The organism is Mycolicibacterium sp. 624, from assembly GCF_040548615.1.
In the GTDB taxonomy this organism is placed as follows: Bacteria; Actinomycetota; Actinomycetes; order Mycobacteriales; family Mycobacteriaceae; genus Mycobacterium.
Window position 1 is genome coordinate 498487 of the sequence record NZ_JBEPRZ010000001.1, and the last position, 26322, is coordinate 524808.

Here is a 26322-nt window from a genome sequence, read left to right on the forward strand (position 1 = left end):
CGCGCTGTTAGTCCAGCCCGTTGGAAAGCGTGAGGTACTCACCGGTCTTGCAGCGCCCCTGGTCCGATACCAGGTAGAGCACGGCGTTGGCGACGTCCTCGGGCTCGAGCAGTCCCGGCCGCGGGCGGCCCTTGGCGAAGACCTCCTCGACGTCGGCTCGGGTTGGCGTCTCGAGGTCCGGCCGGATCACCCGGTAGGTGTCGAGGTTGTGGATCATCGTGGTGTCGACCCCGGCCGGCAGCACCGCGTTGACCGTGATGCCGTACTCGGCGACCTCGTGGGCCACCGACTTCACCAGCGCGACGACGCCTGCCTTGGCCGCCGCGTAGTGGGCGCCGCCGGCCGCCCCCGTCGTGGCGACAATCGAGGATGTCGCGACGATGCGTCCCGCGCGACGTTCGATCAGATGCGGCAGGACGGCGCGGAACGTGTTGAACACCCCGGTCAGGTTAATGTCGATCATGGTCTGCCAGCGCTTGGCCGACATGGTGGCGACCGGACCGCCGCTGGCGATCCCGGCGTTGGCGATCACGATGTCGATGCCACCGCACTCGCGTATCGCCCGCTCGGCCACACCCTCCATCGCCGCGAGATCGCGGACGTCGGCCGTGACCGCGACGGCGCGCCGGCCCAGGGCCTCCACCGCCTGCACGGTCTGCTGGAGATCGGCCGGGGTGGCCAGCGGGTAGTCAACCTCCTCGACCGGCCCGGCGATATCGCACAGCACGATGTCAGCCCCCTCCCGCGCCAACGTCGTCGCGTGCGCACGTCCCTGCCCGCGTGCGGCTCCGGTGATCAGTGCAACCTTGCCCTCGAGCGCACCCATGTGGCGTCCCACTTCCTTCGTCCCTCGATTTCACGTCCGACAATGGTGACCACGCCGGGCCCGGAAACTCATCGCGCGGTCAGCGCGGCGAGGTTGCTGACCGAGTGCAACACGTCACCGCGGATCACCCTGACGACCAGGCTGCCGATGGGACCGTCCAGCAACGCACCGCGCAGGTCGGCGGTCAGGTGGAACGTGGTGCCCGGGCGGTCGTCGACGATCCTCATCTTGAGCAGGATGTGCACGCCACCACGCCCGCTGCCCCGCATGGCGATGCTGGTCGGCTTGGCGTACTCGGTCACCTCCCAGTGGATGGTGTTGCGGAACCCCTTCACCTTGATCAGCGAGGACACCGTGGTGCCCTCGTCGATGACGGCGGGCACCGGGCTCTTCCAGCCGCCGAAGATGGTCAGCCACTCATCGAACCGGTCCAGGTCCGACGCGAGGGCCCAGGCCTGATCCGGTGAGAGGGCGGAGGAGACAGAGACGTCGACGGTCGCCATGACCTACCTCTACCCAGCTCGTGCCCGATCGACGCGCCGAGTGGGCTACGGCACTGGAACCGCAGCCGGCACCGGAACCGGAGCCGCCACAGGAGCCGGGGGTGCCGGGGGCGCCGGCGGCAGCGCACCGAGGACCCGCTGCAGGTCAGGCTTCATCGCCTGTAGCTGCGAGCCCCAGTAGCCCCAGCTGTGCGTGCCGTTGGCCGGGAAGTTGAACACCGCGTTGCGGCCACCGGCCGCCAGATACTTCTTCTGGAAGTCCTTGTTGGTGTTGATGGTGATGTTCTCCAGGAACTGCGCGCTGTACATCGTCCCGAAGTCACCGGGCGCGTCGAGATCCGACGAACGGCCGTTGCCGCAGTACACCCACACGGCGGTGTTGTTGGCCACCAGCGTCGCGATGTTGACCGTCGGATCGTTGCGCGCCCACGCGGGATCGCTGGTGGTACCCCACATGTCGGTGGCGTTGAACCCGCCGGCGTCCTTCATCGCGAACCCGATCATGGTGGGCCACAACCCTTGTGAGGGATTGAGGAATCCCGACAGTGAGGCCGCGAAGATGAACTGGGCCGGATGCCAGATCGCCAGGGTGAGCGCGGCACCGCCGGCCATGGACAGGCCCACGACTGCGTTGCCGGTCGTGGCGACGCCGCGGTTGGCGGCCAGCCAGGCGGGCAGTTCCTGGGTCAGGAACGTCTCCCACTTGTAAGTCACGGGGCCGGCGCTACCGACGGCGGGCCGGTACCAGTCGGTGTAGAAACTGGACTGTCCGCCCACGGGCATCACCAGCGACAGGCCCGATCCGTAGTACCACTCGAATGCGGCCGTGTTGATGTCCCAGCCGTTGGCGTCCTCCTGGGCCCGCAGCCCGTCGAGCAGGTACACCGCGTGCGGACCACCGCCCTGGAACGTCACGCGGATGTTGCGGCCCATCGACGGTGACGGCACGTCGAGCTGCTCCACGGGCAGGCCCTCGCGCGAGTAGGCGCCGGCGGTCGGCATGGGCGCCACCACACCGACCAGTGCGGGCAGCATCACCATCGTCAGCAGTGCCACCAGAGTTCGGCGCACGCCTCTACCCGCCCGACCACCGCGGGGAGGACCGTTGCGGTCAGAAACACTGTGGATATTCTTCGTCACCGCCAACACCGGTGGGACCCCATCTCTTGGTGGTTGTGTCCCGGGGAACCTAACAGCGCCCTTCATCAGGGCGTTCTAGCCACACGCGCCGTAATCGGCTCGTTATCAAGGCGTTTCGCGATCGTTGGATGATGTGCGCATCAACGCCACCCTGTGAGCCACACACCAGTGACCTGTGAATCACCTTGGGCGAGCAGCCGTCGGTGCGTCCGCTCACCCAAACTCGACTCGACTCAACCTACGAAGGAGCTGTCATGTCACTTTGCACATCCACGAGGCGCCGTGTCGCTACGGGTGCCGTCCTGGCGGGCGGTCTGGTGAGCGTCGCCCTGTTCGGGGGCGTCGCATCGGCGTTCGCCAACGAGGACCCCGCGGCGAACCCGCCGAACTGCAGCGCCGCCGATCTCGAGGGTGTCCGCGCCGGCGTCTCGGCGTCGACCTCGGCGTACCTGTTCGCCCATCCCGACCTCAACACCTACGAGTCGAGTCTTGGTGGGCTCTCCCGCGACGAGGTGTCGACGAAGTTGCAGGCCTACCTGGCGAATCATCCGCAGGAGCAGTCCGAGATCGCGGGCATCCGTCAACCGCTGGTGGACCTGCGGGATCGCTGCGCGGCCCCGCCCAGTCCCTGAGCCGCGCTAGCTGTGCTATCTCATGAGATTGGTTACGCGGTGATGTCATCGAAGGACAGCTGCTCGGGGTGGACAGGCTGTGCCGGCACGACGATTCCTCCAGCGGTCAGTCGGTAGGTCGCCAGCCGCACTCGGCTGGCGGGCGGCTTGTGTCCGAGCGCCGCGTGCGGTCGCTCATGGTTGTAGTTGTTCAGGAAGTCGACCAGCGCCACGCACCGCTCCTCTTAGGATGAGTACTCGCGGGCCAGCGTCCCGTTGAATCGCTCCACCTTGCCGTTCGTGCGCGGCGTGTACGGCCGAGTCCGACGACGGCTGGGCTCTCGGGGCGAGTCTTGGCGCCGAACCCGGTTAGGCGAAGTCGGCGACGAAGGTCCGCTTGATCCGGCCCCATCCGCTGACCTCGTCCCGGTCGACGACGCGGGGATTGGTGAAGGCCCGGGTCTTACCTCGGTGCATCACCTGTCCACCGCCGGACGCGAGGAGGTTGCGCAGCCAGTCTGACTCCTCGCCGTACCCGATCGGCACCATCAACGAGCCGTCACGAACAGTGACCGCTACCGGCGTGCGGTACTCGACACCAGACTTGCGGCCTCGGTGGATGAGCACCCCCCACGGAGGCAGGTACGGCGCCAACAAGCCGATCATTTTGTTGGTGACCCGCAGGTTGAACTTCGCCATCACCCGCATCAGTCGCATACCGCTCACCCTCATTGTCAGTGTCATTGAATCGCTTTCGGCGCAGTCATCGGCTCCCCGCTCGGTGCGATGTGCCGAGCGGGACGTGACCGCACCGGCTGCGGCCACCAGAACCAGCGTCCGAGAAGCGCCGCGATGGCTGGGGTCATGAATGATCGCACTATCAGGGTGTCGAAGAGCAGTCCGAGGCCGATGGTGGTGCCTACTTGTCCTAGGACACGTAGGTCGCTGACGACGAATGAGATCATGGTGAAGGCGAATACCAGGCCGGCTGAGGTAACCACGCTGCCAGTGCCGCCCATCGACCTGATGATGCCGGTCTTCAATCCGGCATGGCGTTCTTCCTTGAAGCGGGACACCAGAAGAAGGTTGTAGTCCGATCCGACGGCCAACAGGATGATCACCGACATTCCCAAGATCATCCAGTGCAGTTCGAGTCCGAAGACGTGTTGCCACAGCAGGACTGACAGCCCGAACGAGGCGGCCAGCGACAGCGCCACCGTGCCGACGATCACTAATGCGGCGATGACTGCTCGGGTGATGACGAGCATGATCGCAAAGATCAAGCAGAGCGCGGATATCGCAGCGATGACGATGTCGTAGTCGCTGCCCTGCTGCATGTCCTTGTAGGTCGCTGCGGTGCCGCCCAGGTAGATCTTCGAAGTTTCGAGAGGTGTTCCCTTGATGGCTTCGAATGCGGCGTTCTTGATCTCGGCGATGCGGGAGATGCCTTCAGGGGTGGCCGGGTCCCCCTGATGGGAGATGATGAGGCGCACGGCCTTTCCGTCCGGCGAGACGAACTGTTTCATGCCGCGTTTGAAGTCCGCATTGTCGAAGACCTCGGGCGGTAGATAGAACGAGTCGTCGATCTTGGACTCGTCGAATGCCTGGCCCATCGCGTTCGAGTTCTGTTGTTGCTCGGCCTGTTGGTCTTGCTGGCCCTTCTGCGTTGCGTAGTTGGTCAGGATCCGGTCACGGTTGGCTTCCTGACTGGCGATCTGGGGTGGAAGCAACGCGTTGAGCTTCGGCTGAAGGGCATCGATCTTGTCCAGACTGGCTGTCATGCCTCCGACCTGATCGGTGAGCTGGCCGATGCCGTCGATGGCGTCGAACACCGAACGCAACGCCGAGCATGAGGGGATGTCGAAGCAGTGCGGCTCCCAATAGAAGTAATTGCGAAGCGGCCGCAGAAAGTCGTCGAGGTTGGCGATCTTGTCGCGTAGATCATTGACGGTCCCAACCATGTCGTGCACGGCCTGGGTTTGCTCGTGTTGGGCTGCCGACGTCTGCTGCTGCAACGCAATCTGTTGTCGCATGATGTCGATGGTCTTGGAGATGTCGGCGGCCTGGGCCAGAAGATCGGCGGTGCGGTCCTGCGAATAGGACTGGTTCAACTGTTGAGTGACGCCCTGCATGCCGATCTGGTACGGGATCGAGGTGTGTTCGATCGGGGTACCTAGTGGCCGGGTGATGGTCTGAACGCGGGCGATGCCGGGCAGGTGAAAAACGGCTTTGGCGATCCGGTCGACGATGAGCATGTCCGCGGAGTTGCGGAGGTCGCGGTCGGCCTGGATCAGAAGCACCTCCGGATTGAGGCGGGCTTGGGAGAAGTGTCGGTCCGCCGCCGCGTAACCCTCGTTGGCCTCGACATCGGCAGGCATGTACTTCCGGTCGTTGTAGCTGGTCCTGTAGGACGGTAGGGCGAGGAGCCCGACCAACGCGATCGCGATGGTCGCCACCAGAATCGGGCCGGGCCAGCGCACCACGGCGGTGCCCATCCGGCGCCACCACCGCGTGCTCGTCACGTGTTTGGGGTCAAGGAGGCCGAATCGGCTCACCACGGTCATCAGCGCCGGGGCCATGGTGATCGCCGCCAGCGTGACGACGAGCATGCCGATCGACAACGGCACACCCATGGTCTGGAAGTACGGCAATCGGGTGAAACTGAGGCAGAACGTTGCCCCGGCGATCGTCAGGCCCGAGCCGAGGATCACGTGGGCGGTGCCCCGGTACATGGTGTAGAAGGCGGTCTCGCGGTCCTCGCCGGCGTTACGCGCCTCGTGGTAACGGCCGACGAGGAAGATCGCGTAGTCGGTGCCCGCCGCGATCGCGAGCATGGTGAGCAGATTGACCGCGAACGTGGAGAGCCCGATCACCTCGTAGTAGCCGAGGAAGGCCACCATGCCGCGGGCCACCAGCAACTCGAGCACCACCATGACCAGGACCAGGACCACGGTGACGGCCGAGCGGTAGACGAGCAGCAGCATGAGCAGGATGACCCCGATGGTCACCGCCGTGACCAGTTGCAGGCTCTTGTCACCTGCGTGCTGTTGGTCCGATGCCAGTGGCCCCGGGCCGGTGACGTAGACCTTCAAGCCCGCAGGCGGCGGTTCGGCGGCCACCACGTCCTTCACGGCCTGGACGGATTCGTTGGCCAAGGTCTCGCCCTGGTTCCCGGCGAGATAGATCTGCACGTAGGTCGCTAGGTTGTCGGCGCTCTGCGCGGCCGCCGAGGTCAGTGGATCGCCCCAGGAGTCCTGGATGTGTTGGACGTGCTTGGGGTCCGCCCTGAGCTTGGTGATCAGGTCGTCGTAGTAGTGATGGGCCTCGGCACCGAGTGGCTTCTCACTCTCCAGGACGATCATCGCCGTGCTGTTGGAGTCGGATTCCTGAAAGACCTTGCCCATCAACTTCATTGCCTGCAGCGACGGCGCATCGTTCGGAGTCAGAGACACCGAGTGTTCCTGGCCGACCACCTCCAATTGCGGCACGACGACGTTCACGATCGCAGTGAGAGCCAGCCAGCCCAACAGCACTGGCACGCAGAACAGGCGAAGGAAGCGAGGAATTGCCGGGTGCTTGCCTACCTGCTCGTCGACCTGGTTGTCGACGTTGTGGTCGCTCATGCGGACTTCACCAGGCAGAAGGTCTGCGCCTTGACTCCGTCTGACGTCTTCTCAGCCTTGACCTCGTCGTTCACCGTGATGCGGCAGCCGATGCTGTCGCCGTCGCCCTGGGCCACGATGTTGGCGCTGGCCGACGGCGCGGTGGTGGTGAGCGTGATTGACCAGGGCAGGGGCGCGTTCGTCACCTTCTGCGGTGTCGCCTCGAGATCGAGGTAGTTGATGGTCGCCACAGCGCCTTCCATCCCGAAGATCTCGTACTTCACGACCTTGGGATCGAACGGCTCCGGGTCTTCGGCGAGGCCGGCGCCTGGACGGGTGATCTCGTTGTCCGAGCCGAAAACCAAACGCAGGCGATCCACGCCGAACCCACAGAGCGCCAACACGATTACGACCAGGAGCGGTATCCACGCCCGCTTGAGGATTTGGCTCATCGCGGTATGGGCCCCGAGGCCCGCTGTGCACCCTCTGGCCGGGTAGCGCACTGGGCCGGGCGATGTTCATGACCGCGGCGCGTGAAGTCACCACGACGTAATTGAGATGACACCCAGGGCGCAGCCAGTCGGCGTCGCCCTACACGTCCGTCGTCGTCAGAGTGGTGACGGGCCGACTGCGTCGGTCGCTCGGATAGTGCCGTGACTGTCACGTGACCCCCAGCATCAAAACGGAAATACTTTTCCGTTTGAACGTACAGGAACCGGAAACGCATATCCACTTCTTCTACCTATGCTGGGTCTGTGGCACCCAATCCATTGCCTCCGGAAGCGGCCGGCACGCGTTCCGGGCAGGACCGAACGCACGACCCGGCACCGGACGTCGAATCAGAACCCCGGCCGCTGCGCCGCGATGCCGCGCGGAACCGGGAGGTGGTGTTGGAAGCTGCCGCCGAGGTATTCGCCGAGAGCGGGCTCAATGGCAGCTACGACGAGATCGCTCGACGCGCCGGGGTGGGCGCGGGCACCGTCTACCGACGATTCCCTAGACGCGCCGAGCTGGTGCAGGCGCTGTTCGAGTCGCAGATTGAGCAGATAGAGGCGCTGGCCGAGGACGCGGCTCAACGGCCCGACGCGTGGTCGGCCCTGTGTTGGTTACTGGAGCAGTTAGTCCAGATGCAGACCGCCAACCGTGGGTTCAAGGAGGTGCTGGGCGGCGCAGCGCAATACGGCTACGGCGTCGGCACGAATGAGGACCGTCTGATGCAGCCCTTGACCTCGTTGCTGGACCGGGCCAAACGTGACGGTGCCCTCCGAGAAGACATCGAGCCGGCGGACATCGGGACACTGGCTCTTGTCCTGAGTTCGTTGAGCACCGAATCGCAACCCGAACTGTGGCGTCGCTACTTCGTATTGTTGCTCGACGCGCTCGCCAGACGTCCTGAAGGGTCCACCCCTCTGCCGCTGACTCCGCCCGCCGCCGAGGAAGTCGTCGACATCATCCGCGGTCTGCATCCACGACCGCGCTGACGACACTGCGCCAGCATTCATCGCGGTGGTGCCATGCGGTCGATACCAACGCCAGGCACGTCGTTCGAGCACTGGGCGCCGCGAGCGTTGAAAACGCGATCATTGTGCTTCAGCCCAAGCAGGTGTTGTCGGCCGTCCGCTCAAATAGCCGATGGCGGCCCAAAGTTGCATTCAAAGGACACAATCCGATGCCTGCGTCACGGCAACTGAACAAACCCAACCACAGCTCGCGGAACCGCGAGACCACCATGGACAGCGTTCCGTGGAGAGATTTGGTCCCGGCGTGAGCTGTCAGTGAGGTTCTGGCCTGTCTCGCGGGATCCTGTAGAGGGAGCTATGTCGATCGATCGAGAACGGTTCGGATGAAGTCGCTCTTCGCTGCCGTGCAGGCCTGCCGGTTGTCGGTGTGCTTGGCGGCCTGGGCGCGTTGGAGTCTCAAGGTCTGACCGCGAGCAGCGCAGGCGTGCGCCCAGGACATGTGGAGGTCATCTCGTCGATCAGCGTGCGTGGCTCGTCAGCGGGCGCAACGGCAATCGTTCTGGTGAACGCGTCGAGCCTGGTGAGGATCCAGAGCAACACAGCCAACATCGGTGCCGGCGAGTGGCTGACCATGGCGATAGGTGCGGGCGTGATGGAGTTACCGAGGTGGCGCACCAGCGCAAGTCCTTCCTTCATGGCGCGCGCCAACCTGACCGCTTCAGCGCGGGAGATACCGGTCCCACGTCGGAGCGCGGTGCTGCCGGCGATCATGATCGGCACAGCTGCTGCGGCATGGCTGCGCAACCAGCTCTGCATGTCCGGATGCACTGTCGCGGGAATGCCCGCGTCCGTAAAAACCTTGGCCCAAAAGCGATCCGTAACCGTCGTCAGCTGTCCTCGGCGAAGGATCGTCGAGGACAACCTGCCATCATGCAGGCCCGCGGCGATCCCTGGAAAGCCGAAAGCGAAGCGCTGCGGTCCGACGGCGTCGCGCAGCCGATCAAGCGGCCGGAAGGTGTTGAACATGAACATCACTGACTTGGCTGGGCTGGCGCTCAGCGCGGGTAGCAACACGTCAACCTGGGACGCCAGGACCGTGACCAGGACCAGATCCCAGTGCGTTGTCGTATCAAGTTCGTCACTGACGTCGACGCCCGCGCGTTCGCCGTCAACGGTGACGATCGCCCCAGCGTGGCGCAACTGCTCGAGTCGGGCGCCACGCGCGATGACCGTCACATCGTGACCAGCCTCGGACAGCTGAAAAGCGAACGCACTACCGATACCGCCCGGCCCGACTACCGCGATCTGCACCTCCCCATCAATACCAGCACACGAACTGGCGTTGTCGTCGGAGGACGCGGCACGACGACTCCTCGCCGCTCTATCCGTATGTCCGATGAGGATGGGGCCGCCGGCCATACCAAGGCTGAGGATGAGGCTCTGACGGAGGTGTTGTGCCGTCTCCTGGCCAGATGCCTCAAAGCCAACGTCAGCGGCCCCGATAACTCCACCGTCGAGCACCGGGCCGTCCCGAAGGACCCCGACAGGCTCGCTCAGCGTTGACTACATCACCGGCCGATGCGAACACGTCCGCTGGGGCTATCCCGCCAAGCACTGGCACCTGGAGAAGCGAACCATGTTCCCCTTACAAATCGGCATCACATAGGTCCGTGTGGCCAACGGGGTGAGACATCACACCTAGCCGACGCCTGTCAGCAGGCTCGCGGTCCGCAACCAGATGAGCGCCCCGAACAGCACAAGAACGGCGACCGTGACCCCCGCCTGGATGACGTTGCGGTGCTCACGTGGTGCATACGCGTAGGCCCAGCTGACCACCGCGCCGGCGAGCAGGCCGCCGACGTGGCCCTGCCAGCTGATTGCTCCCGTGCCCAGCTGGGGGCCGATGAACGTGATGGCCAGGTTCAGCACGATGAGCCCGACCACCCACTTCACGTCGATGTTGAGCTTGCGACCCAGCACGAACGTCGCGCCGAACAGGCCGAAGATCGCACCGGATGCCCCCGCCGTCGCGGAGTCGAGCGGCGACAGCAGATATACCAGCACCGAGCCACCGATCGCGCTCAGGAAGTAGAGCGCGGTGAATCGCAGTCGGCCCAGCCATATTTCGAGCTGCGGGCCCACGATGTAGAGCGCCCACATGTTGAACAGCAGGTGCACGATTCCGTAGTGCAGGAACGCCGACGTGAGCAGTCGGTAGTAGTCGTCGAAGTAGGCGACACCGGGTGCCCACAGCACCAACTGCCGTTCCACGTCGCTCGACACGGTCTGCAGAACGAACATCACGACGTTGACGGCGATCAGCACGTAGGACACCAGCGGGACGGTGTTCAACCTGCCGCCGAAGGCGTTGGTCGGCTGCCGGACTGACCGGGCGGCCGCGTTGACGCAGTCGACGCACTGGTGCCCGACGGGCGCGGTACGCATGCACTCGGGGCAGACGAAGCGCTGGCAGCGCGTGCACTGGATGTAGGTCGACCGGTCGGGGTGCCGGTAGCAACTCGGGGGCGCGCCCTGCGGGGCATGCGGGTACGGGGTACTCACACGACCACTCTTCCAGCTGGACCGGATACGGCGCACGCAGGACTCCGCATTGCGCCGATCAGGACCATCAGAACCGCCAGAGCGCTTCCTGGCTGGTGCTGGCGACCAGTTCACCGGAGTCCGCGTACAGCGATCCCACCACCAGGCCACGGGAGTCGCTGTGGTTGAGCGGCTTCACCTCGTAGCGATGCCAGCGGCGCGGGTCATACGGCCGGTGGAACCAGACGGCGTGGTCGAGACTGGCGGCGTACCCGATGCCGAGGCCCTCCGGCGCGTCCGGCGGCCGGGCGACCGGGACCGGTCCGAAGTCGGACATGAATGTCAGGGTGCAGGCGCGGATCAGCGGATCGTCCTCGATGGCGTCGTGCGTCCGGATCCAGAACGGCGGCACCGCGAACACCGTGTCATCCCCCGGCGTGACGCGCATGTCGAACCGATCGGCGAACCCGATCGCCGGCGCCTTGGGCACCGCGTCATCGAACGCGACGGCGGGCACCACGGTGGGCTGCCAGTCGGCGGAGTCCTCCTGGCGGTGGAACGACGCGATCATCTCGAGGATGACCTTGCCGTGCTGGACGGCGGTCACCCGACGCGTGTCGAAGGACCGGCCGTCGCGGGTGCGCTCCACCTGCAGTTCGACGTCGACGCCGTACTCACCGCCCCGCACGAAGTAGAGGTGCAAAGACTGCGGCAGCTTGTCGGGCTCGACGGTGGCCCCCGCCGCGGCCAGCGACTGCGCGGCGATCAGCCCACCGAAGAGCCTGTCGCCGGGACCGCCGCTTGGGCTCGGCACGACGAACAGGTCGTCGCCGCGGCGGTCGAACTCCAGCAGGCGGGCGATCCAGCTTCGGTCCGCGGTCACGCCCGCCCCCGACTCAGAATTGACAGGTGTCATCGAGCGATCACCCTAGCCCAGGTGCGTCGTGGCGTCGCCTCAGGGTCCGCGTTGACCTGCACCGATGCACCCAGGGCTACCGCACCACGTGCGGTTGACTTAGGTTACCCTAAGTTCGTGATCAAAGCGGATGACAGTCAGGGCATGGGAACTTCAGTGGCGGACCAGGGCGTCAGGTTCGGCGTGCTGCTGAACATGGGGGCGAATCTGGGCGAGACTCCCGAGGCCGTCTTCGACCTGACCGCCGAGCAGGCCACGGCCGCCGAGCAGCTGGGCTACGACGAACTCTGGGTGACCGAGCACCACTTCATCCGCTTCGGCATCAATCCGAGCGCAATCACGACCGCCGCCTTCCTCCTCGGTCGCACCACGCGTATCCAGGTCGGGACCGCGGTGGTGTTGTCGCCACTGCTGCACCCGGTTGAACTCGCCGAGCGCGCCGCACTGCTCGACCAGTTCAGCGGCGGCAGGTTTGCGCTCGGGTTGGGCCGTGGCGGATACCGGCGCGACTATGACGTGCTCGGCGTGGACTTCACCCGGTGGGATGACGAACCACTGGCCAGCGCGCAAGCCCTGCTGGACATCTGGGCGCGACCAACTGACGACGCCGTGCCACCGGCCGACGATGTCGTCGACGTGCAGCCGCCACCACTCACGCACCCGCATCCCGAGCTGCTGCTGGCGACGTCGAGTGCACCGGGGGTTGAGTTCGCCGCCCGCAACGGCATTGCCCTGCAACACTATTTCGCGACGCCGGTGGGTGCCCGTGTCACCGCGGAGAACCGCTACGGCGAACTGCGCGGGAAGGGGTCCGCGCCAGCGCACTTGCACACTCTCATCGTCGTCGTCGATTCGGCACCCGACCGACGCGACGATCTCGCCAACGCACTTCGGGAGTCCTTCCGTGCCGGCGACCACCCGCATGTGCCGCAGAGCTCGAACAGACATCTGCTGCCTGACGGCCGACCGGCGAGCCCGGATGCGATGGCGCGGATGGTCGCCGACCAGGCGATCGTGGGATCACCGGCCCACGTCGTCGACGAACTCGGGCAGTTCATCGAAACCACCGGTGCATCAAGGATTGCCGTCTACTTCGAGTCGATCGCGGACAAGAAGGTCACACTGAGATCGCTTGAGGACTTCGCATCGGTCGTCGCGCCTGCGCTGGGCGCCGGGTAGCGCGTCACCGCAGTTCACCGTGTCCGGCCAGGTAGGGCCGGGTGACGATCAGGTAGACCGCCAGCACCGCGACCGGGGCCGCCAGCGGCAGCCACGCCACGTCCACCGGGATGAGCACCGCCGCCATCCCCACCGCCGAGAAGCCAACCGCCCCAGCCACCGTGGGCCAGGACACCGACTCCTCGACGCGTGCACTGTGGCGCAGCACCAGGTACGCGGTGGCACCCAACCCGGCGAGCGCGGCGACGATGGGCGGCGGATCGGACAGGACGAGCAGCACTACGGTGCACCCCACCGCGAGCGTCGCCGCGCCAACTGACCCGGCCCCGACGACCACGGCGGCCACCGCGATCGCCACCACGGCCAGCGACGGCCCGCGGGTACCGATGGCGGCAGCGGCCACCATCAGCAGACCGAACGCCGTGGACAGCGCGCGCATATCAGCGACCGCCCGTGCGACGTCGGTGATCCGGGACGAGGTGCATCACCTGGTCGAGCGTGCTGTTGGACTGCCACGCCAGCACCTCGACGCCGATGGTGGCCATGTCCCGATACATGAAGGCCCGTTGCATGGACCACATCCGCCTGATGAGTGGGTCCTGCTCGTCGGCGAACGGGGCGCCCTCGAGCACGTCGACGGCCACCACCACGTGCCCGCGCCGGCGCAGGTCGATCAGCGCGAGCGCGAAGTCGGTGTCGAGCAGCGTCGAGAAGGCGACGACGATCGCGCCGGACGGTATCGCGGCGCGTGGCGCCAGTGTTCCCGTGGTGGGCTCGAATCCGTCGCCAGCGGCCAGCACCGCGTCGAGCACGCGGTAGAACTGGCGGCGGCCGATATCGGGGGCAAGCCAGCGCGGCGTGCCGCCGAGGGCCACCACACCCGCCCGGTCGCCGCTGCGCAGCGCGCTCTGCACCACCTGCACGGCGCCGCGCACCGTGCGCTCGGTGGCCTCGGTCGCCGGCCCGGGAGGCTGGTCGGTCGTGTCGACGAGAACCACCACGTCGGCGGCTCGCTCACTGAGCCGCTCGGTGACATGCAGGCTGCCGCGCCGCGCACTCACCGGCCAGTTCACCGTCCGCAGCTGGTCGCCCGGCACATAGGACCGGATGTTCCCGAACTCGACACCCCTGCCGATGTGCGGGGTGATGTGGGTGCCGAGGCGGTCGAGCAGCTCGGTGCGGGGCATATCCGTCTGTGCCGTCGGCGCGATCGGGAACACGAAGTGCTCACCCACCTCGACGGTCGCGGTCCCCGTGAACAGGCCACCGCGGGCGACCGCGGCGACACGAAGCGAGATCGGATAGCGGCCCCAGCGTTGCGCGGTGCAAGCCAGTTCGATTCGGCCGTCAGGCATCTCGGTCGACTCGCAGGAGAACCCCGCTGGCGTGACGATGTCGAGGTCGACGGGTGTGCCGTCGTCGGCCGCCGCCCACACCGTCAGCCGCGTCTCCTCGGATTCGAAGCAACGTTGCGTCGCGGGCTCGGCGTGCACGGTCACGTTCGGCGGACGACGCTGCCACCACACCGACACCAGGACTCCAAGCAGGGGTGCTGCGAACGCGACGAGCTGCCACGTTGACGTGAGCGCGGCGGCGGCAAGGGCGATCGCGACACACGTCGCAATCGACCGGGCCATCGGCGAAGCGCGCCAGCGTAGTTCGGCATCGACGCTGCGACGGTCGGACATCACGGCGATGCGCCACCGGTACGGGGTACGGGCACCCGACGCAGAAGCTCCTCGACGACGTCGACGCTGCGCACCTGCCGGACCCACATCTCGGGCCGCAGGCTGATCCGGTGCGCCATGGCGGGTACCGCGAGCGCCTTGACGTCCTCGGGGATCACGTAGTCGCGACCGGAGAGCAATGCGCGCGCACGAGCCAGTTGGACCAGGTCCAGTTCCGCGCGGGGGCTGGCTCCGACCGAGACCTGCGGATGCTGCCGGCTCGCGGCGGCCACGGCGACGACGTAGTGCAGCACGTCCTCGTGCACCGTGACCTGCTCGACCGAATCACGCATGGCGAGCACGTCCTTCGCGTCGACCACGCGACCCACCGATGCGTCCGGTGTGCCTCGGTCCAGGCGACGGCGCAGCATCGACACCTCCTCGTCGCCCTTGAGGTAGCGCAGTTCGAGCCGGATCGTGAAGCGGTCCAGTTGCGCCTCCGGCAGCGGGTAGGTGCCCTCGTACTCGATGGGGTTGTCGGTGGCCAGCACGATGAACGGCGTCGCGAGTGGGTGCGTGGCGCCGTCGATACTGACCTGCCCCTCGGCCATCGCCTCCAACAAGGCAGCCTGGGTCTTGGGTGGTGTGCGGTTGATCTCGTCTGCCAGAAGCAGATTGGTGAAGATGGGGCCGGGCCGGAACTCGAACCGTCCCGACTGCATGTCGTAGATGGTCGACCCGAGTAGGTCGGCGGGCAGCAGGTCGGGGGTGAACTGCACCCGGGTGAAGTCGAGGCCCAGTGCGGCGGCGAAGCATCGGGCGATCAGGGTCTTACCCAGTCCCGGCAGGTCCTCGATCAGCACGTGACCCCGCGCCAGGACCGCGATCAGAATCAGGGTGAGCGCGGGGCGTCTCCCGACGACCACCCGCTGGATCTCGTCGAGCACCGCCTCACACTGTCCGGCGGTCGTCGTCACTGAGCTAGCCACGTTCGGTCACGTCCTCTCCAGCCGTTGCAGGATCTCGTCGAGCGTGCCCCGCCCGGGTCCGGGTTCGTTGCGGTCGCCGGCGTGCACGTTGTTGGGATCGACCCAGGCCCACAGCTCATCGCCGAAGACCATCCTCGCGGTGGCGCGCAGTGCCTCGGGATTCCTCGAGCTTCGCGCTCCGGTGGAGAGTTCGAACTGGCGTGCCAGCATGGGCCGCAGGTGCTTGTCCCAGTCGGCGCGGCTGCCATCGGCCCAACTGATCTGAGTCTCGGTGCGGGCGAGCCACCGTCGCAACGACTCCGCCGGATCACGTGCCCGTGTCTCGTCGACAAGCGATGCGGGCTCGCGCACCACGTACCACCGCATGGCGAGCAGCGCGATCCCCGCCACACCACCAGCCAGCCACGGCACCAGGCGACGGTCGGGCAGGGAGAACGCAAGAGCCTCGATGCCGACGATGACGAGTAGCGCCGCTGCCAGCGTTCGCTTCACCTCAGGCTCCCCAGTTCGTTCAGGACGCGTTGCAGCACTCCGACCGCCGCACCGCGGTGCGCCTCGGTCATCACGTGTGGGCTGAATCTCGCCTCGTCGAACAGATCAACCAGTTCGGTTGCGCTGTCGGTCCGCAACGCGTTGCGCTCGACCGCACGCGCCAGCACCTCCGAGGCGGTGTCGAAGTCCTGCGGGATGGCGCCGGGTACCTGTGCGAGTTCACGCTCCATCGCCGCGTAACACGCGATGATCGCCCTGCGCGGTTCCAAGCTCATGTCGCCCACCTCGGCGAGACCCACTTCTGCTGCGCGGGACAATGATTCGGAGGCCTTCAGCGGTAGTTTCACCTCACCGGGCGGAGCGTCGACGAGGACCGGCGAATCCCCTCGCCTGCGTCCCGCGACGATGGAGCCAACCACCAGAACGAGGAGGAACACGACCGTCGCGACGTAGAAGTAGCCAAGCAGATGCGACGGCGACGTCGCCGAGGAATCTGGCACGGGCGGCACATCGCCGGACCGGTCGGGCGCGGACGGCGCGGTCTGTGCAGGGGCGCCGGGCTGAGGTGGCTCGACCGCGATACCGGGGAGCAGCCCGCTCAGGTACACCACGAGAAGCAGCCAGCCACCGATCACACCAAAGACGATCAGCGCCATTCGCCACGTGGTCCCGCTCCGGTCCGCGCGCAGCCACGTCGCGCGGCTCGCCACCGGGTCTGGGCCCGCGACGCGGCGGCGCAGCCGCGTGATCACGGCGGCGACCATGACGGCCACCGCGGCGAGAAGCAGCGCGACCACCACTATCGCTGAGACGGGGTCGTCGGGCGGGCGCTCCCGCACCTGCGTCGTCGCGCCGGGCAGATGACCACGCAGCGCCAGCGCGATGAGAATGAGCAGGCTCACCACCAGCGCGAGGGACGTCGTCGCCCGCCGCGCGGAGGTGTCCGCTCCGGTCATCGGCGACCTCCCGAGCGGCACATGGCCGCTACTGTCGTGATCTGCTCGATCGTAGGCCGGTGATCACGGTTTCTGGCCGTGATCGCGCAACCACGCGGCGGTCAGCTGGCGGTAGGCCTGCTGGCCGATGCTGCCGGTGCGGGCGTCGAACACGTGGTCGGCGTGCGGTATCGACACCACCTCGACATCGACGCCCGCGGTCCGGGCTCGCTCGGCGAACCGGAGCGCGCCGCTGGTTGGGACCAGGTGGTCATCGGCACCGAGCAGGAGCAGCGTCGGCGGCGCGGCGGCGCTCACGTACGACGACGAGGTGACCGCGGCATAGCGGTGTGGGAACTCCGTCGGCGACCCACCGATATAGGCGGTGGCAAAATCCCGAGAGGTGCCGCCGAGGACGGTGTCATCGTTGCCGTACAGGTCGGCGGGGTCGACCGCCGGATACAGCGCGCTGACGGTCGACACCGCGGGCAGCCGCCCACCGCATGACGACCGCAGCGTGCCGTTGGCCGCCATGTAGGCGGCGTTGATCGCCAGGTTCCCGCCCGCCGAGTCGCCGGTGAGCGACAGCCGACTCGCGTCCCCGCCGTAGGTGTGGGCATTGGCGGTCACCCACGCCAGCGCACAGCCGATCTGGTCGGGCGCGACGTCCCAGAGATGGCGGTCCGGTCCGGACAGTGCGTAGTCCGCGGTGATCGTCAGCCAGCCCTGGTCGGCGAACCAACGCAGGTCGGCGGCGTGAGCGTTGCGGTCACCGGCCACCCACCCGCCGCCGTGCACGAAGAACAGCACTGGCGCGGGTGACCGTCCCGGTGGCGGCCGGTAAACACTGAGCGCCAAGGGTTCTGCGCCGAACGTCGTGTAGGTGACCTCGGCGTCGGGGGTCGCGGTGGCCTTCGACCACACGTCCAGCGTCTGGATCAGATCGATGCGCGCGCCCATGGCCTCGACGGCGGCCACCTGCCTGCTCACCACCACACCGCCAGCGGTGACGGTCAGCACCGCCACCACCACCAGGGCAGCGGACGGGATGCCACGGCCGCGCAGCCATAGACCCAATGCCAGCAGGCCACCGACGAGCGCGACCAGCACCACCCACGACATCAGGGGTGACACGAAGCCGGTGGCCAGGCCGAGCCCGGGCACCTCAGGCGCCAGTGTGCCGAGCACGCCGACGGCGGGGACGGCCACCAACAGTGCGGCGAGGCCTATGCCGACCCGGCGTCGCGTCGACGTCGGCATCGTCGGACGGGTCAGACGCCGGAGGCTTCGCGTTCGGCGGCCTTGATGAGCCGCAGCGAGATCAGCTGGATCGCGCCCTTGAGCGCCGCCCGCATGATCGGACCGGTGCCGGGCACGCCCTCGGTGAACCAGCCGCGCCAGCAGATGTCGGTGCCGCCCGACGCGTTCGCGGTGAAGACGGCCTCACCGTGATAGTCCCTCGCCGGTGTCGACGGGCCGATGACCGTGTAGACGTGCCTGTGGTCCTGCTCGTACTCAACGGTCTTCTCGCGCATCATGATCGGCCAGAGTCCGACCTTGCGCACCGCGCCGATACCCCCGGGGGCGGGCTCACCCTGCGTCTCCCAGCTGGACTGGAACACGACAGGCCTGGCCCACTCCTTCCACCCGGCGCCGTCGGCCTCCAGCCGGAACAGCGTCGCCGGTGGCGCACTGCTGGTCCGGTTGATCTCGAAGGTGAACGTCTGGCCCGTCATAAGCGCACCCTACCGGTGTAGGTCCTACCGCGAGATCTACATCAGCGTCGTGATTCGCGCCTGGCAACGACACTCCTGCAGAAGTCGGCGTGAAGTACGCGAGATCTGCATGAGGGTCGCATTAGCCGCCCGCGGTCACGGGACACCCTTCATCACCGGCTGCACCCACCGGGACGATCTGAGCGGTAAACGCTGGCAGGCCGCACGGCTGCCCGATGACCACCGTCCCCGTGCTGTCCTGGCAGGCGGCGATCGACACCAGCACACGTGCGTCCAGCGCCCGATCGAACCGCGCAGTGCGTCCGGCGGAGATCTGCCCGCGGTCGCGTCGAGTACTACAACGCTGCGTCACAGGCATCGGCACATTGCCAGGACAGGGCGGCATCGCCGACTAGGGGAGGACAGGCAGCAGTGCTCATTCGATTCGTGTGTCTCGACAGGCCAACCCTTGAGGGTTTCGCAGCGCAGACGGCGGTCTCATCGCGGAGGCCGGCCAAAGCGGAAGGAGGGGGCCAGGACGATCGTGAGTGGACGATGTCTTACCCGCACGAGACACAGTTTCAAAGGCTTCTAGCCGTTGTAGCGGATCACCGGCCCATCTAGCGACCACCGTTCCCCGCGCCATTCGATCTGTGGTGCATCACCGAACCTGCCGCACAAACCGGCTCGTTGGACCTAGCATCAGTCTCATCGAGCCAGGACAGCACTGCGTCGGTGTCTTCGCCGAGGACTGGTGGCGCGTCGTGCTCTTGACGAAGAAGGGTCAGCCCGGTTGGGGTCTCGATGCGAATGGCCGGTCCCGGCAGGCTGATCGAGCCGACTGACGAGTGCTTGACGTTGATGATCAGACCTTGACTTCGGGTTTGTTCGGATTCGTAAACCTCGTTCAGACTGCGAATACCTCCAGCGGGCACACCGGCATCGGACAGCTGGTTCAGTAGATCGTCTCGATCTATGCAGGACAAGGCGCATTCGATTGTGGTGACGAGTTCCTCGCGGTTGGCTACCCGGAGATGATTGGCGCGAAATCGGGCGTCATCGGCGTTGAGGCCGAGCACCGGGGCAAACTGCCGCCAGATGGCCTCAGTCCCGACTGCCAGTTGGACCCACCCGTCACGGCAGCGGAAGCTCCCGTACGGCGCTATCTGCGGATGGTGATTTCCGGCCAGCCCCGAAACTTCCTTGCCCACAGTCCACTTCGTACCATGGAATGCGTGCGCGCTGACTGCCGCGGCCAGCAAGGAGGTGCGCACCACTGCACCACTTCCCGTCTTGTCGCGGTCGATCAACGCTGCTGCGATACCGAAGGCACCCTGCATGCCGGCGAGGACATCGGCGATGGGAACTCCGATTCTGACAGGGCCGGTATCCGGTGATCCTGTCACCGACATGAGTCCGGCTTCGCCCTGGGCAATCTGGTCGTATCCCGCGCGCGTTCCCTCGGGACCGTCGTGGCCGAATCCAGTCACCGACAGCGTGATCAGGCGCGGATTGATCTGTTCGACGACCTCCGGTGTGAACCCCAGCCGGGCGAAACCCCCTGGCCGGAAGTTCTCCACCAGTACATCGGCGCGCCGAATGAGCCGGGTGAGCGTCCGCTGCCCGGTATCGGACTTTAAGTCCAGCCGAATGGACTCTTTGTTGCGGTTGGCTGACATGAAATAGGTGGCGTGCATGTCACCGTCGGATCCTACGTACGGCGGCCCCCAGCTTCGCGAGTCATCGCCCCCGTCCGGCGTCTCAACTTTGATGACCCGCGCGCCCATGTCCCCCATCATCATGGCGGCGATAGGACCGGCGAGGGCACGTGAGAGATCCAAGACAACGATCCCGTCAAGTGGTCCGAGAGTCATAGAGATGCCTTCACTTGGAGATGCGGACATTGATCTGTTTGGTCTGCGTGAAGCCCGCGATCATGCCCTCCAGGGAGACCTCGCGCCCGAGTCCGCTCTGCTTATAGCCTCCGTATGACTGTCCAACCACTTGACCGCCGCCCTGATTCACCTGAACCCAGCCTGTTTCCAGAGCGTGGGCTGTGGTCAGCGCATCGTCGAGATTGTGCGTCCACACATAAGCCGCCAACCCGTAGTGCGAATCATTGGCCATCGCGATCACCTCGTCGCGGTCCGACCACGGCAGTGCAACCAGAACGGGTCCGAAGATCTCCTCGCGGGCCAGACGCCATCCGTTGTCCGAAGTACCGAACACCGTCGGTGCCAGGTAGTAGCCGTCCGTGCCCACCTGCGCTGTGGTGCCGTCCAGCACGGCCCGGACCCCGGGCGCTGCGAGACCCTCGTCGACAAACGAACTGACAGAGTCGAACTGGGCCTGGTTGATGATCGCACCGATGTCGGTCGACTCGTCGAGGGGATTCCCGATGACCTGTCGGGTCAGAAGGTCTGTCAACCGAGACAACACACTGTCATAGACCGAGTTGTGGATGAACAGGCGTGAGCCGGCGGTGCAACTCTGCCCCTGCCGGTGCACCCGTGACGAGAGCAACAGATTGTCGATGAGATCGTCATCGTCGGCGGCATCAGGGAAGACGATGGAGGGGTTCTTGCCGCCGAGTTCCAATGAGACGTGGGCCAACCTGTCGCTGGCAACTTTCGCGACGTGCTTACCGACTTCCGTGGAGCCGGTGAAGGACACCTTGTCGACGTGGGGGTGGTTGGTCAGAGCTTCTCCTGCCACTGATCCTCGACCGGTGATGACGTTGAACACCCCCGCGGGTAGGTGCTCCGCACACACCTCGGCAAGCAAAAGCAAGCTCAGCGGTGCCGCTTCGGCGGCCTTGACTACGAGGGTGTTGCCGGAGGCGAGTGCGGCGGGGAACTTGAAGCCCGCGATCATCAATGGCGAATTCCACGGCAAGATACAGCCCACGACACCCAGCGGCTCTTGGCGGGTGTACTGCAGTTGGTTCTCACCAGCGGGAAGAACGGTGCCCTTCACCTCACCGGCGACCCCGGCGAAATAGCGGAAGAGATTGATCGTCGCAATCACCTCTGGGCGGGCCTGCGTCCGGATCGCGTTGCCGGTGTCCAGCGCAGTCAGTCGGGCGAACTCTTCCGTGCGGGCTTCCAGGGAATCCGCGATCTTCGCCAATGCGCGTTGCCGCTCGGTGAAGTGAGCTGCACGCCACCGCGGAAAAGCTCGCCGTGCCGCCTGCACCGCCGCATCGACGTCTGCTGCCGAGGCATCCGGCGTCCGGCCGATGGTCTGCCCGCGGAGGATGGGGGTGCTCACCTCGCTCCACTGACCGCTTTCTGACGGTACCCAGTGGCCGTCGATGAACATCGGGTAGTCCCTGGCACCTGGAAGTTCCAGGCCTTCCAGGGCAATCGTGGTAGTCGTCATTGAGGTCTCCTTGGTCGTTGGGTGAGTGCGGTGCGTCACGGGTACATGCCGCGCAGGAGATGGGCCTCCGCGACGCGCTCTACGGCCGTCACGGTGGCGGCGGTCCGCAGCGAGACACCGTGTTTGGCTGCCCGGTCCCGCACTCCGCGCCACGCCTGCAGCATGCGGTCCTCGAGCCGGATCTCCACATCTTTGGCGCTCCACCAGTAGGCCTGATTGGCTTGCACCCATTCGAAGTAGGACACGATGACACCGCCGGCGTTGGCGAGAATGTCCGGGACTACCGTGACGCCACGACTGCGGAGGATGTCGTCGGCTTGCGCCGAAGTCGGACCGTTGGCACCTTCCACGATCACCGACGCCTGAATGCGGTCTGCGTTGTGGGCGTTGATCGTTCCTTCGACTGCGGCAGGGACGAGAAGGTCGACATCGAGTTCGAGGACGGCGGCCCGCTCGATCGCCTCCCCGCCGGGGAATCCGGCTACGGTGCCGGATGAATCGACATAGGTTTCAAGAGCGTCGATGTCGAGCCCGCGCGAGGACGTTACTGCTCCGTGCGCATCGCTGACCCCCAACACCCGGATGCCGGCATCGGCAAGGAACCTCACAGCGTGCCGGCCTACTTTACCGAAGCCCTCGACCACTGCCGTCGCCTGAGCGGGCTCGATACCGTTCTCGCGCAGCGCAGCCAACGCCACGTGGACCACTCCTCGAGACGTCGCAGTGGCTCGCCCCAGCGACCCGCCCAATCCCAGAGGTTTGCCCGTCGCCGCACCGAGCACCGTGTGGCCCGCCTGCATCGAAAAGGTGTCCATGATCCATGCCATGGTCTGTTCGTCAGTTCCGACATCGGGAGCCGGGATGTCGCGTTCAGGACCGATTAACGGGCTGATCTCGATGGTGTAGCGCCGGGTGACACGCTCGAGCTCACCATGCGAGTATCGGCTCGGGTCGATCCGGACTCCGCCCTTGGCGCCACCGTAGGGGACGTCCAAGAGCGCACACTTCCAGGTCATCCACATGGCAAGGGCTCGGACTTCGTCGAGATTGACGTCCGGACTGTACCGAAGGCCTCCCTTGGCCGGTCCGCGCGAAAGATTGTGCTGCACCCGATGTCCGGTGAGGACCTCAACGGCTCCGTTGTCCCGACGCAGCGGGATGCTGACCGTCACTTCGCGGCGGGGTTGCGCCAGCAGACGCGCCAAACCTTCGTCGTAGCCAAGGATGTGGACCGCCTGTGACAGTTGCGCCTGGGCATCGGCAAGTGGATCAGGGTGAGGTGAGAGATCGAAGTGGGTCAAAGTGGACAACGTGTTCCTCGCAAATCGGTGAGTGGACGACTAGCGCGACACGTAGGTGTCAGCGATGTCGAGCGCGGCATCCGTCTTGGCCAGTCCCTCAACGAGGTCTGTGTCCAGGATGTTCAGTGGTGGTTTGATGTGCATACGATTGAAGTTCGTGAACGGCAGCACCCCGTTCGCCTTCAGAAACGCGACCATTTCAATCATGGCCGGACTGGTACCGCCGTAGGGGGCCAGCGGTTCTCGTGTCCTGGGATCCAAAACCAGTTCCAGCGCCCACATACAGCCCGTTCCCCGGATCTCGGCGACACTGGGATGGCGTTCCTGCATCGTCCGCAGATGAGGTTCGATCACCTCGCGACCCAGACGAGCCGCATTGGCGACCATGCCTTCGTCCTCCATCGTGTTGATAGCGGCCACCGCCGCGGCACAGGCCAGCGGATGACCCGAGTACGTCAGGCCGCCCGGGTAGGCGCGGGTGGCGAAGAAGTCGGCGATCTCATCACTGATCGCAACGCCGCCCAGGGGTACATACCCCGAGTTCACGCCTTTGGCGAAGGTGAGTAGATCGGGCGTGACCCCCATTGCGCCGATGGCGAACCAGGCGCCGGCACGCCCGAACCCACACATCACCTCATCGGCAATAAGTTTGATACCGAATCGATTACACAGTTCACGCACACCCTGCAGGTATCCCGGCGGCGGGACCATGACCCCCGCGGTTCCCGGAATGGATTCCAAGACGATGGCGGCGATGGTGTCCGGGCCCTCGAACACGATTGTTCGCTCGAGATGCTCGAGGGCGCGGGCACATTCTTCCTGCTCGGTCTGCGCGTGGAAGGCGGAGCGGTACAGGAACGGCCCCCAGAAGTGGATCGTCCCCGCGCTCGCATAGTCGCTGGGCCACCGGCGTGGGTCGCCGGTAAGGTTCACCGCCGTTGTGGTTCCACCGTGATACGAGCGGTAGGTCGACATGACCTTGTAACGCCCGGTGACCAGTCGCGCCATTCGCACCGCGTGTTCGTTGGCGTCGGCGCCGCCGTTGGTGAAGAAGATCCGATTGAGGTCACCGGGGGTACGTTCGGCAATCAGTCGGGCGGCCTCACTGCGCGCGTCGTTGGCGTGTTGCGGAGCAATCATGCACATCCGACCGGCCTGGCCCTGAATCGCCTCGACTACCCGAGGGTGCTGATGACCGATGTTCATGTTCACCAGTTGGCTACTGAAATCCAGATACCGGTTTCCGTCACCGTCCCACACGAACGAACCGCTCGCACGGGTGAACACCATCGGATCGAGTTGCGCCTGCGCCGACCACGAATGGAACACGTGCTGCCGGTCCAGCCGGTGGGTCCGTGCCGCGTCTGACACGGTGTCCTGCGCGGAGATCTGCCGAACCTGCGTCATGTTCAATCCTCGCTGCTCCAGTGGACGGAAGGCTCTCCTCCCTGCCTCTCAAGCATCTAGGTTCGACGGCGAAAGATGAACTGACACAATGTCTGTTCCCCGCCGACGTCACGACACCTCGTCGGAACCCGGCCCCCGCGGTTACATTGCCAAGGTGGGGTCGTCGACGCCAATGACGCGCCGGCCCTGGAAGAACCGCACCATGTCGGTGGGACCGTGGCCGCCGATACCGGCGTTGTTCCAGAAGGACTGTTCAGCCCCGGCGGCGAGATCATCGAGTTTGCAACCGTTTATCTTGACCTCGCCCGCGGTGATCCTGCTTGCGACCATCAGTGCTGCATCAATGTCGTGACCGAAAACGTAGCCGGCAAGGCCGGTCTGGGGACCATGGGCGTCGGCGATAGCGCCTTGTGTTGAACGTGTCCTGTGCACGGACACAGCTGGGCCGAACAGTTCGCGCGTCGACTTTTCGGCTGGCAGCCCGACGACGACCGTCGGTGAGATGAACCAGCCTCCCAGTTCGGGCAAAGCTGCAGTGGTGAGCGCTTCACCGCCGTCCTCGACCAGCAGATTGATCTGGTCTTGCAGACGGGAGCGCTGCAGCGCGTAGGCCTGGGGCCCAAGATCGGCGGCCTCGTCGAGGCAGTGCGCTATTCGCACTGACCGCAACTCGGCGATCAGCGCGTCCACCAGATCGTCGTGAAGGTGATCGGGTACCAGTATCTTCCCTGGACCCTCGCACCACGTGCCGTTGAGCTTGGTCATGCCTTCAGCCAGGTCGGCGGCGGCCTGGGCGATGTCTGCGTCCGGCATGATCACTGCCGGATTGTGTCCACCAAGTTCGAGCTGCACGGCGGTGAAATGTGGTGCTGCCGCGGCGGCGATCGCCTGGCCGCCGTTGATGCCGCCGGTGAAGCAGATGGCGCGGATGCGCGGGTCAGCGGTCAATCGAGACCCGGTGGGTGCACCACCGTGCAGGAACTGGAACAGCCCTGCTGGAAGTGCCAGTTGCTCAATAGCATCCGCCAACAACTCTGCCACGATCTGGCACCCACCGGGAGCCCATTCCGACGGTTTGAGAATAACCGGGCACCCTGCGGCCAGTGCACTGGCGGTCTTGGCCACACCCACAAACGTCGGCGCATTCCACGGCGCCAGAATCGCCGCCGGACCCACCGCGCGCTGCAGTTGAAGAACCTTCCTGCCATTCGCTGGCAGTGGTGAGGAATCCCCCACTGCCAGAAGCTGATCGCGGGCGCCCCGCACCCGGGGCCCAAGCGACGATGCCATTACGCGTGCGAAACTGATCGGACTACCTGACGCCAGGGCATCCTCCTGAGCGATGTCGTTTGCCCGGGCCGCGAGCCCATCTGCGAACAGGTCCAGAAGCGCAACCCGCATGTCCAACGCCGACTCCGCCCACGTGCCGTCGGCGTGCAGTCGAGTTGCCGCCGCCACGGCACGTTCAGTGGCTGCCGCGGACGTCTCGGCCTGCTGCTGGCGCACAGCGCCGGTGTTGGGGTCATCGACGGTCGCCGCGACCAGAGCCGGGACTTCCCAACTGCCGTCGATGAAGTCGCGTTGTTCTCGAGGCGCGGGCAGAGTGATGTGCCGGGCCGCATGGTTGGAGATGACGGTCATGAACAGGTCCTTCTTT

25 protein-coding genes and 1 pseudogene are annotated in these 26322 nt (G+C 65.8%); 4 read left to right on the forward strand and 22 right to left on the reverse strand.

Annotated features, from left to right (window positions below; genetic code table 11):
* Positions 1-7 precede the first annotated feature (7 nt).
* The 3 genes from ABIA65_RS02225 to ABIA65_RS02235 form a co-directional block, all read right to left on the reverse strand.
* Positions 8-826 carry a mycofactocin-coupled SDR family oxidoreductase gene (locus tag ABIA65_RS02225; protein WP_354522473.1) on the reverse strand — a complete coding sequence of 273 codons (819 nt, stop codon included), beginning with the start codon at positions 824-826 and terminating at the stop codon, positions 8-10.
* Positions 827-894: 68 nt separating this feature from the next.
* Entirely contained in the window at positions 895-1329 is a 435-nt protein-coding gene (locus ABIA65_RS02230) for a type II toxin-antitoxin system Rv0910 family toxin (RefSeq protein WP_354522474.1), read from the reverse strand.
* Positions 1330-1374: 45 nt separating this feature from the next.
* Positions 1375-2370, reverse strand: a complete 996-nt coding sequence (locus ABIA65_RS02235) for an esterase family protein (RefSeq protein WP_241405917.1) — start codon at positions 2368-2370, stop codon at positions 1375-1377.
* A 353-nt stretch (positions 2371-2723) separates the two neighbouring features.
* On the opposite strand from ABIA65_RS02235, the gene ABIA65_RS02240 reads away from it, so the two are divergent.
* Positions 2724-3101, forward strand: coding sequence for a heme-binding protein (locus tag ABIA65_RS02240; protein ID WP_354522475.1), 378 nt, complete (start codon positions 2724-2726; stop codon positions 3099-3101).
* A 119-nt stretch (positions 3102-3220) separates the two neighbouring features.
* Here the strand turns inward: ABIA65_RS02240 and ABIA65_RS02245 are convergent.
* From ABIA65_RS02245 to ABIA65_RS02260, 4 genes and pseudogenes are all read right to left on the reverse strand, one after another.
* Positions 3221-3403: pseudogene (locus ABIA65_RS02245) on the reverse strand (integrase core domain-containing protein); the annotation flags it as partial.
* Positions 3404-3449: 46 nt separating this feature from the next.
* Positions 3450-3824, reverse strand: coding sequence for a nitroreductase family deazaflavin-dependent oxidoreductase (locus ABIA65_RS02250; RefSeq protein WP_354522476.1), 375 nt, complete (start codon positions 3822-3824; stop codon positions 3450-3452).
* Entirely contained in the window at positions 3821-6703 is a 2883-nt protein-coding gene (locus ABIA65_RS02255; protein WP_354522477.1) for an MMPL/RND family transporter, read from the reverse strand. The genes ABIA65_RS02250 and ABIA65_RS02255 overlap by 4 nt, the downstream gene beginning before the upstream one ends.
* Complete coding sequence (locus ABIA65_RS02260; RefSeq protein ID WP_354522478.1) at positions 6700-7134, reverse strand: MmpS family transport accessory protein; 435 nt, start codon at positions 7132-7134, stop codon at positions 6700-6702. The genes ABIA65_RS02255 and ABIA65_RS02260 overlap by 4 nt, the downstream gene beginning before the upstream one ends.
* A 303-nt stretch (positions 7135-7437) precedes the next feature.
* On the opposite strand from ABIA65_RS02260, the gene ABIA65_RS02265 reads away from it, so the two are divergent.
* On the forward strand, positions 7438-8163 hold the full coding sequence (locus tag ABIA65_RS02265) for a TetR/AcrR family transcriptional regulator (RefSeq protein WP_354522479.1): 726 nt from the start codon (positions 7438-7440) through the stop codon (positions 8161-8163).
* A gap of 435 nt (positions 8164-8598) precedes the next feature.
* On the opposite strand, the gene ABIA65_RS02270 is transcribed toward ABIA65_RS02265, so the two are convergent.
* The 3 genes from ABIA65_RS02270 to ABIA65_RS02280 all read right to left on the reverse strand — a co-directional run bounded on the left by ABIA65_RS02270 (position 8599) and on the right by ABIA65_RS02280 (position 11599).
* Complete coding sequence (locus tag ABIA65_RS02270) at positions 8599-9453, reverse strand: ketopantoate reductase family protein (protein WP_354522481.1); 855 nt, start codon at positions 9451-9453, stop codon at positions 8599-8601.
* Between the two features lie 387 nt (positions 9454-9840).
* Complete coding sequence (locus tag ABIA65_RS02275) at positions 9841-10704, reverse strand: rhomboid family intramembrane serine protease (RefSeq protein WP_241401862.1); 864 nt, start codon at positions 10702-10704, stop codon at positions 9841-9843.
* A gap of 67 nt (positions 10705-10771) precedes the next feature.
* Positions 10772-11599 carry an acyl-CoA thioesterase gene (locus ABIA65_RS02280; RefSeq protein ID WP_241401863.1) on the reverse strand — a complete coding sequence of 276 codons (828 nt, stop codon included), beginning with the start codon at positions 11597-11599 and terminating at the stop codon, positions 10772-10774.
* Positions 11600-11743: 144 nt separating this feature from the next.
* On the opposite strand from ABIA65_RS02280, the gene ABIA65_RS02285 reads away from it, so the two are divergent.
* A complete protein-coding gene (locus ABIA65_RS02285; RefSeq protein ID WP_354522482.1) occupies positions 11744-12778 on the forward strand; it encodes an LLM class flavin-dependent oxidoreductase in 1035 nt (344 codons plus the stop codon).
* 4 nt (positions 12779-12782) lie between these two features.
* Here the strand turns inward: ABIA65_RS02285 and ABIA65_RS02290 are convergent, their stop codons facing one another.
* The 7 genes from ABIA65_RS02290 to ABIA65_RS02320 form a co-directional block, all read right to left on the reverse strand.
* On the reverse strand, positions 12783-13217 hold the full coding sequence (locus ABIA65_RS02290; protein WP_354522483.1) for a hypothetical protein: 435 nt from the start codon (positions 13215-13217) through the stop codon (positions 12783-12785).
* Between the two features lies 1 nt (position 13218).
* Positions 13219-14466, reverse strand: coding sequence for a DUF58 domain-containing protein (locus ABIA65_RS02295; protein WP_354522484.1), 1248 nt, complete (start codon positions 14464-14466; stop codon positions 13219-13221).
* Positions 14466-15434 (reverse strand): AAA family ATPase, encoded by a 969-nt coding sequence (locus tag ABIA65_RS02300; RefSeq protein WP_354522485.1) that lies wholly within the window; start codon positions 15432-15434, stop codon positions 14466-14468. Before ABIA65_RS02300 ends, ABIA65_RS02295 begins: the two co-directional genes overlap by 1 nt.
* Positions 15435-15440: 6 nt before the next feature.
* Entirely contained in the window at positions 15441-15926 is a 486-nt protein-coding gene (locus ABIA65_RS02305) for a hypothetical protein (RefSeq protein WP_241401869.1), read from the reverse strand.
* A complete protein-coding gene (locus tag ABIA65_RS02310) occupies positions 15923-16882 on the reverse strand; it encodes a DUF4129 domain-containing protein (RefSeq protein ID WP_354522486.1) in 960 nt (319 codons plus the stop codon). The genes ABIA65_RS02305 and ABIA65_RS02310 overlap by 4 nt, the downstream gene beginning before the upstream one ends.
* 63 nt (positions 16883-16945) lie before the next feature.
* Entirely contained in the window at positions 16946-18121 is a 1176-nt protein-coding gene (locus ABIA65_RS02315) for an alpha/beta hydrolase (protein WP_241401872.1), read from the reverse strand.
* 11 nt (positions 18122-18132) lie between these two features.
* Positions 18133-18597, reverse strand: a complete 465-nt coding sequence (locus ABIA65_RS02320) for an SRPBCC family protein (RefSeq protein ID WP_354522487.1) — start codon at positions 18595-18597, stop codon at positions 18133-18135.
* 215 nt (positions 18598-18812) lie between these two features.
* Between ABIA65_RS02320 and ABIA65_RS02325 the strand changes: the two genes are divergently transcribed.
* Entirely contained in the window at positions 18813-18992 is a 180-nt protein-coding gene (locus ABIA65_RS02325) for a hypothetical protein (RefSeq protein WP_241401875.1), read from the forward strand.
* Between the two features lie 204 nt (positions 18993-19196).
* On the opposite strand, the gene ABIA65_RS02330 is transcribed toward ABIA65_RS02325, so the two are convergent.
* The 5 genes from ABIA65_RS02330 to ABIA65_RS02350 all read right to left on the reverse strand — a co-directional run bounded on the left by ABIA65_RS02330 (position 19197) and on the right by ABIA65_RS02350 (position 26306).
* A complete protein-coding gene (locus ABIA65_RS02330) occupies positions 19197-20450 on the reverse strand; it encodes a CaiB/BaiF CoA transferase family protein (protein WP_241401876.1) in 1254 nt (417 codons plus the stop codon).
* Positions 20451-20460: 10 nt separating this feature from the next.
* A complete protein-coding gene (locus tag ABIA65_RS02335) occupies positions 20461-21957 on the reverse strand; it encodes an aldehyde dehydrogenase family protein (protein ID WP_241401877.1) in 1497 nt (498 codons plus the stop codon).
* A 35-nt stretch (positions 21958-21992) separates the two neighbouring features.
* Entirely contained in the window at positions 21993-23267 is a 1275-nt protein-coding gene (locus ABIA65_RS02340; protein WP_241401878.1) for a Glu/Leu/Phe/Val family dehydrogenase, read from the reverse strand.
* 30 nt (positions 23268-23297) lie between these two features.
* The gene (locus ABIA65_RS02345) at positions 23298-24665 is read right to left on the reverse strand and encodes an aspartate aminotransferase family protein (protein WP_241401879.1); all 1368 of its coding nucleotides are present in this window, start codon (positions 24663-24665) and stop codon (positions 23298-23300) included.
* A 141-nt stretch (positions 24666-24806) separates the two neighbouring features.
* Positions 24807-26306 (reverse strand): aldehyde dehydrogenase family protein, encoded by a 1500-nt coding sequence (locus tag ABIA65_RS02350; protein WP_354522488.1) that lies wholly within the window; start codon positions 26304-26306, stop codon positions 24807-24809.
* Positions 26307-26322 lie beyond the last annotated feature (16 nt).

Excerpts from the sequence above, each read along its gene's own strand:
- ABIA65_RS02225 (WP_354522473.1), bottom strand. The coding sequence starts at position 826 with ATGGGTGCGCTCGAGGGCAAGGTTGCACTGATCACCGGAGCCGCACGC.
- ABIA65_RS02230 (WP_354522474.1), bottom strand. The coding sequence starts at position 1,329 with ATGGCGACCGTCGACGTCTCTGTCTCCTCCGCCCTCTCACCGGATCAG.
- ABIA65_RS02235 (WP_241405917.1), bottom strand. The coding sequence starts at position 2,370 with ATGGTGATGCTGCCCGCACTGGTCGGTGTGGTGGCGCCCATGCCGACC.
- ABIA65_RS02240 (WP_354522475.1), top strand. The coding sequence starts at position 2,724 with ATGTCACTTTGCACATCCACGAGGCGCCGTGTCGCTACGGGTGCCGTC.
- ABIA65_RS02250 (WP_354522476.1), bottom strand. The coding sequence starts at position 3,824 with ATGACACTGACAATGAGGGTGAGCGGTATGCGACTGATGCGGGTGATG.
- ABIA65_RS02255 (WP_354522477.1), bottom strand. The coding sequence starts at position 6,703 with ATGAGCGACCACAACGTCGACAACCAGGTCGACGAGCAGGTAGGCAAG.
- ABIA65_RS02260 (WP_354522478.1), bottom strand. The coding sequence starts at position 7,134 with ATGAGCCAAATCCTCAAGCGGGCGTGGATACCGCTCCTGGTCGTAATC.
- ABIA65_RS02280 (WP_241401863.1), bottom strand. The coding sequence starts at position 11,599 with ATGACACCTGTCAATTCTGAGTCGGGGGCGGGCGTGACCGCGGACCGA.
- ABIA65_RS02285 (WP_354522482.1), top strand. The coding sequence starts at position 11,744 with ATGGGAACTTCAGTGGCGGACCAGGGCGTCAGGTTCGGCGTGCTGCTG.
- ABIA65_RS02290 (WP_354522483.1), bottom strand. The coding sequence starts at position 13,217 with ATGCGCGCGCTGTCCACGGCGTTCGGTCTGCTGATGGTGGCCGCTGCC.
- ABIA65_RS02295 (WP_354522484.1), bottom strand. The coding sequence starts at position 14,466 with ATGTCCGACCGTCGCAGCGTCGATGCCGAACTACGCTGGCGCGCTTCG.
- ABIA65_RS02310 (WP_354522486.1), bottom strand. The coding sequence starts at position 16,882 with ATGACCGGAGCGGACACCTCCGCGCGGCGGGCGACGACGTCCCTCGCG.
- ABIA65_RS02315 (WP_241401872.1), bottom strand. The coding sequence starts at position 18,121 with ATGCCGACGTCGACGCGACGCCGGGTCGGCATAGGCCTCGCCGCACTG.
- ABIA65_RS02320 (WP_354522487.1), bottom strand. The coding sequence starts at position 18,597 with ATGACGGGCCAGACGTTCACCTTCGAGATCAACCGGACCAGCAGTGCG.
- ABIA65_RS02325 (WP_241401875.1), top strand. The coding sequence starts at position 18,813 with ATGACCACCGTCCCCGTGCTGTCCTGGCAGGCGGCGATCGACACCAGC.
- ABIA65_RS02330 (WP_241401876.1), bottom strand. The coding sequence starts at position 20,450 with ATGACTCTCGGACCACTTGACGGGATCGTTGTCTTGGATCTCTCACGT.
- ABIA65_RS02335 (WP_241401877.1), bottom strand. The coding sequence starts at position 21,957 with ATGACGACTACCACGATTGCCCTGGAAGGCCTGGAACTTCCAGGTGCC.
- ABIA65_RS02345 (WP_241401879.1), bottom strand. The coding sequence starts at position 24,665 with ATGACGCAGGTTCGGCAGATCTCCGCGCAGGACACCGTGTCAGACGCG.
- ABIA65_RS02350 (WP_354522488.1), bottom strand. The coding sequence starts at position 26,306 with ATGACCGTCATCTCCAACCATGCGGCCCGGCACATCACTCTGCCCGCG.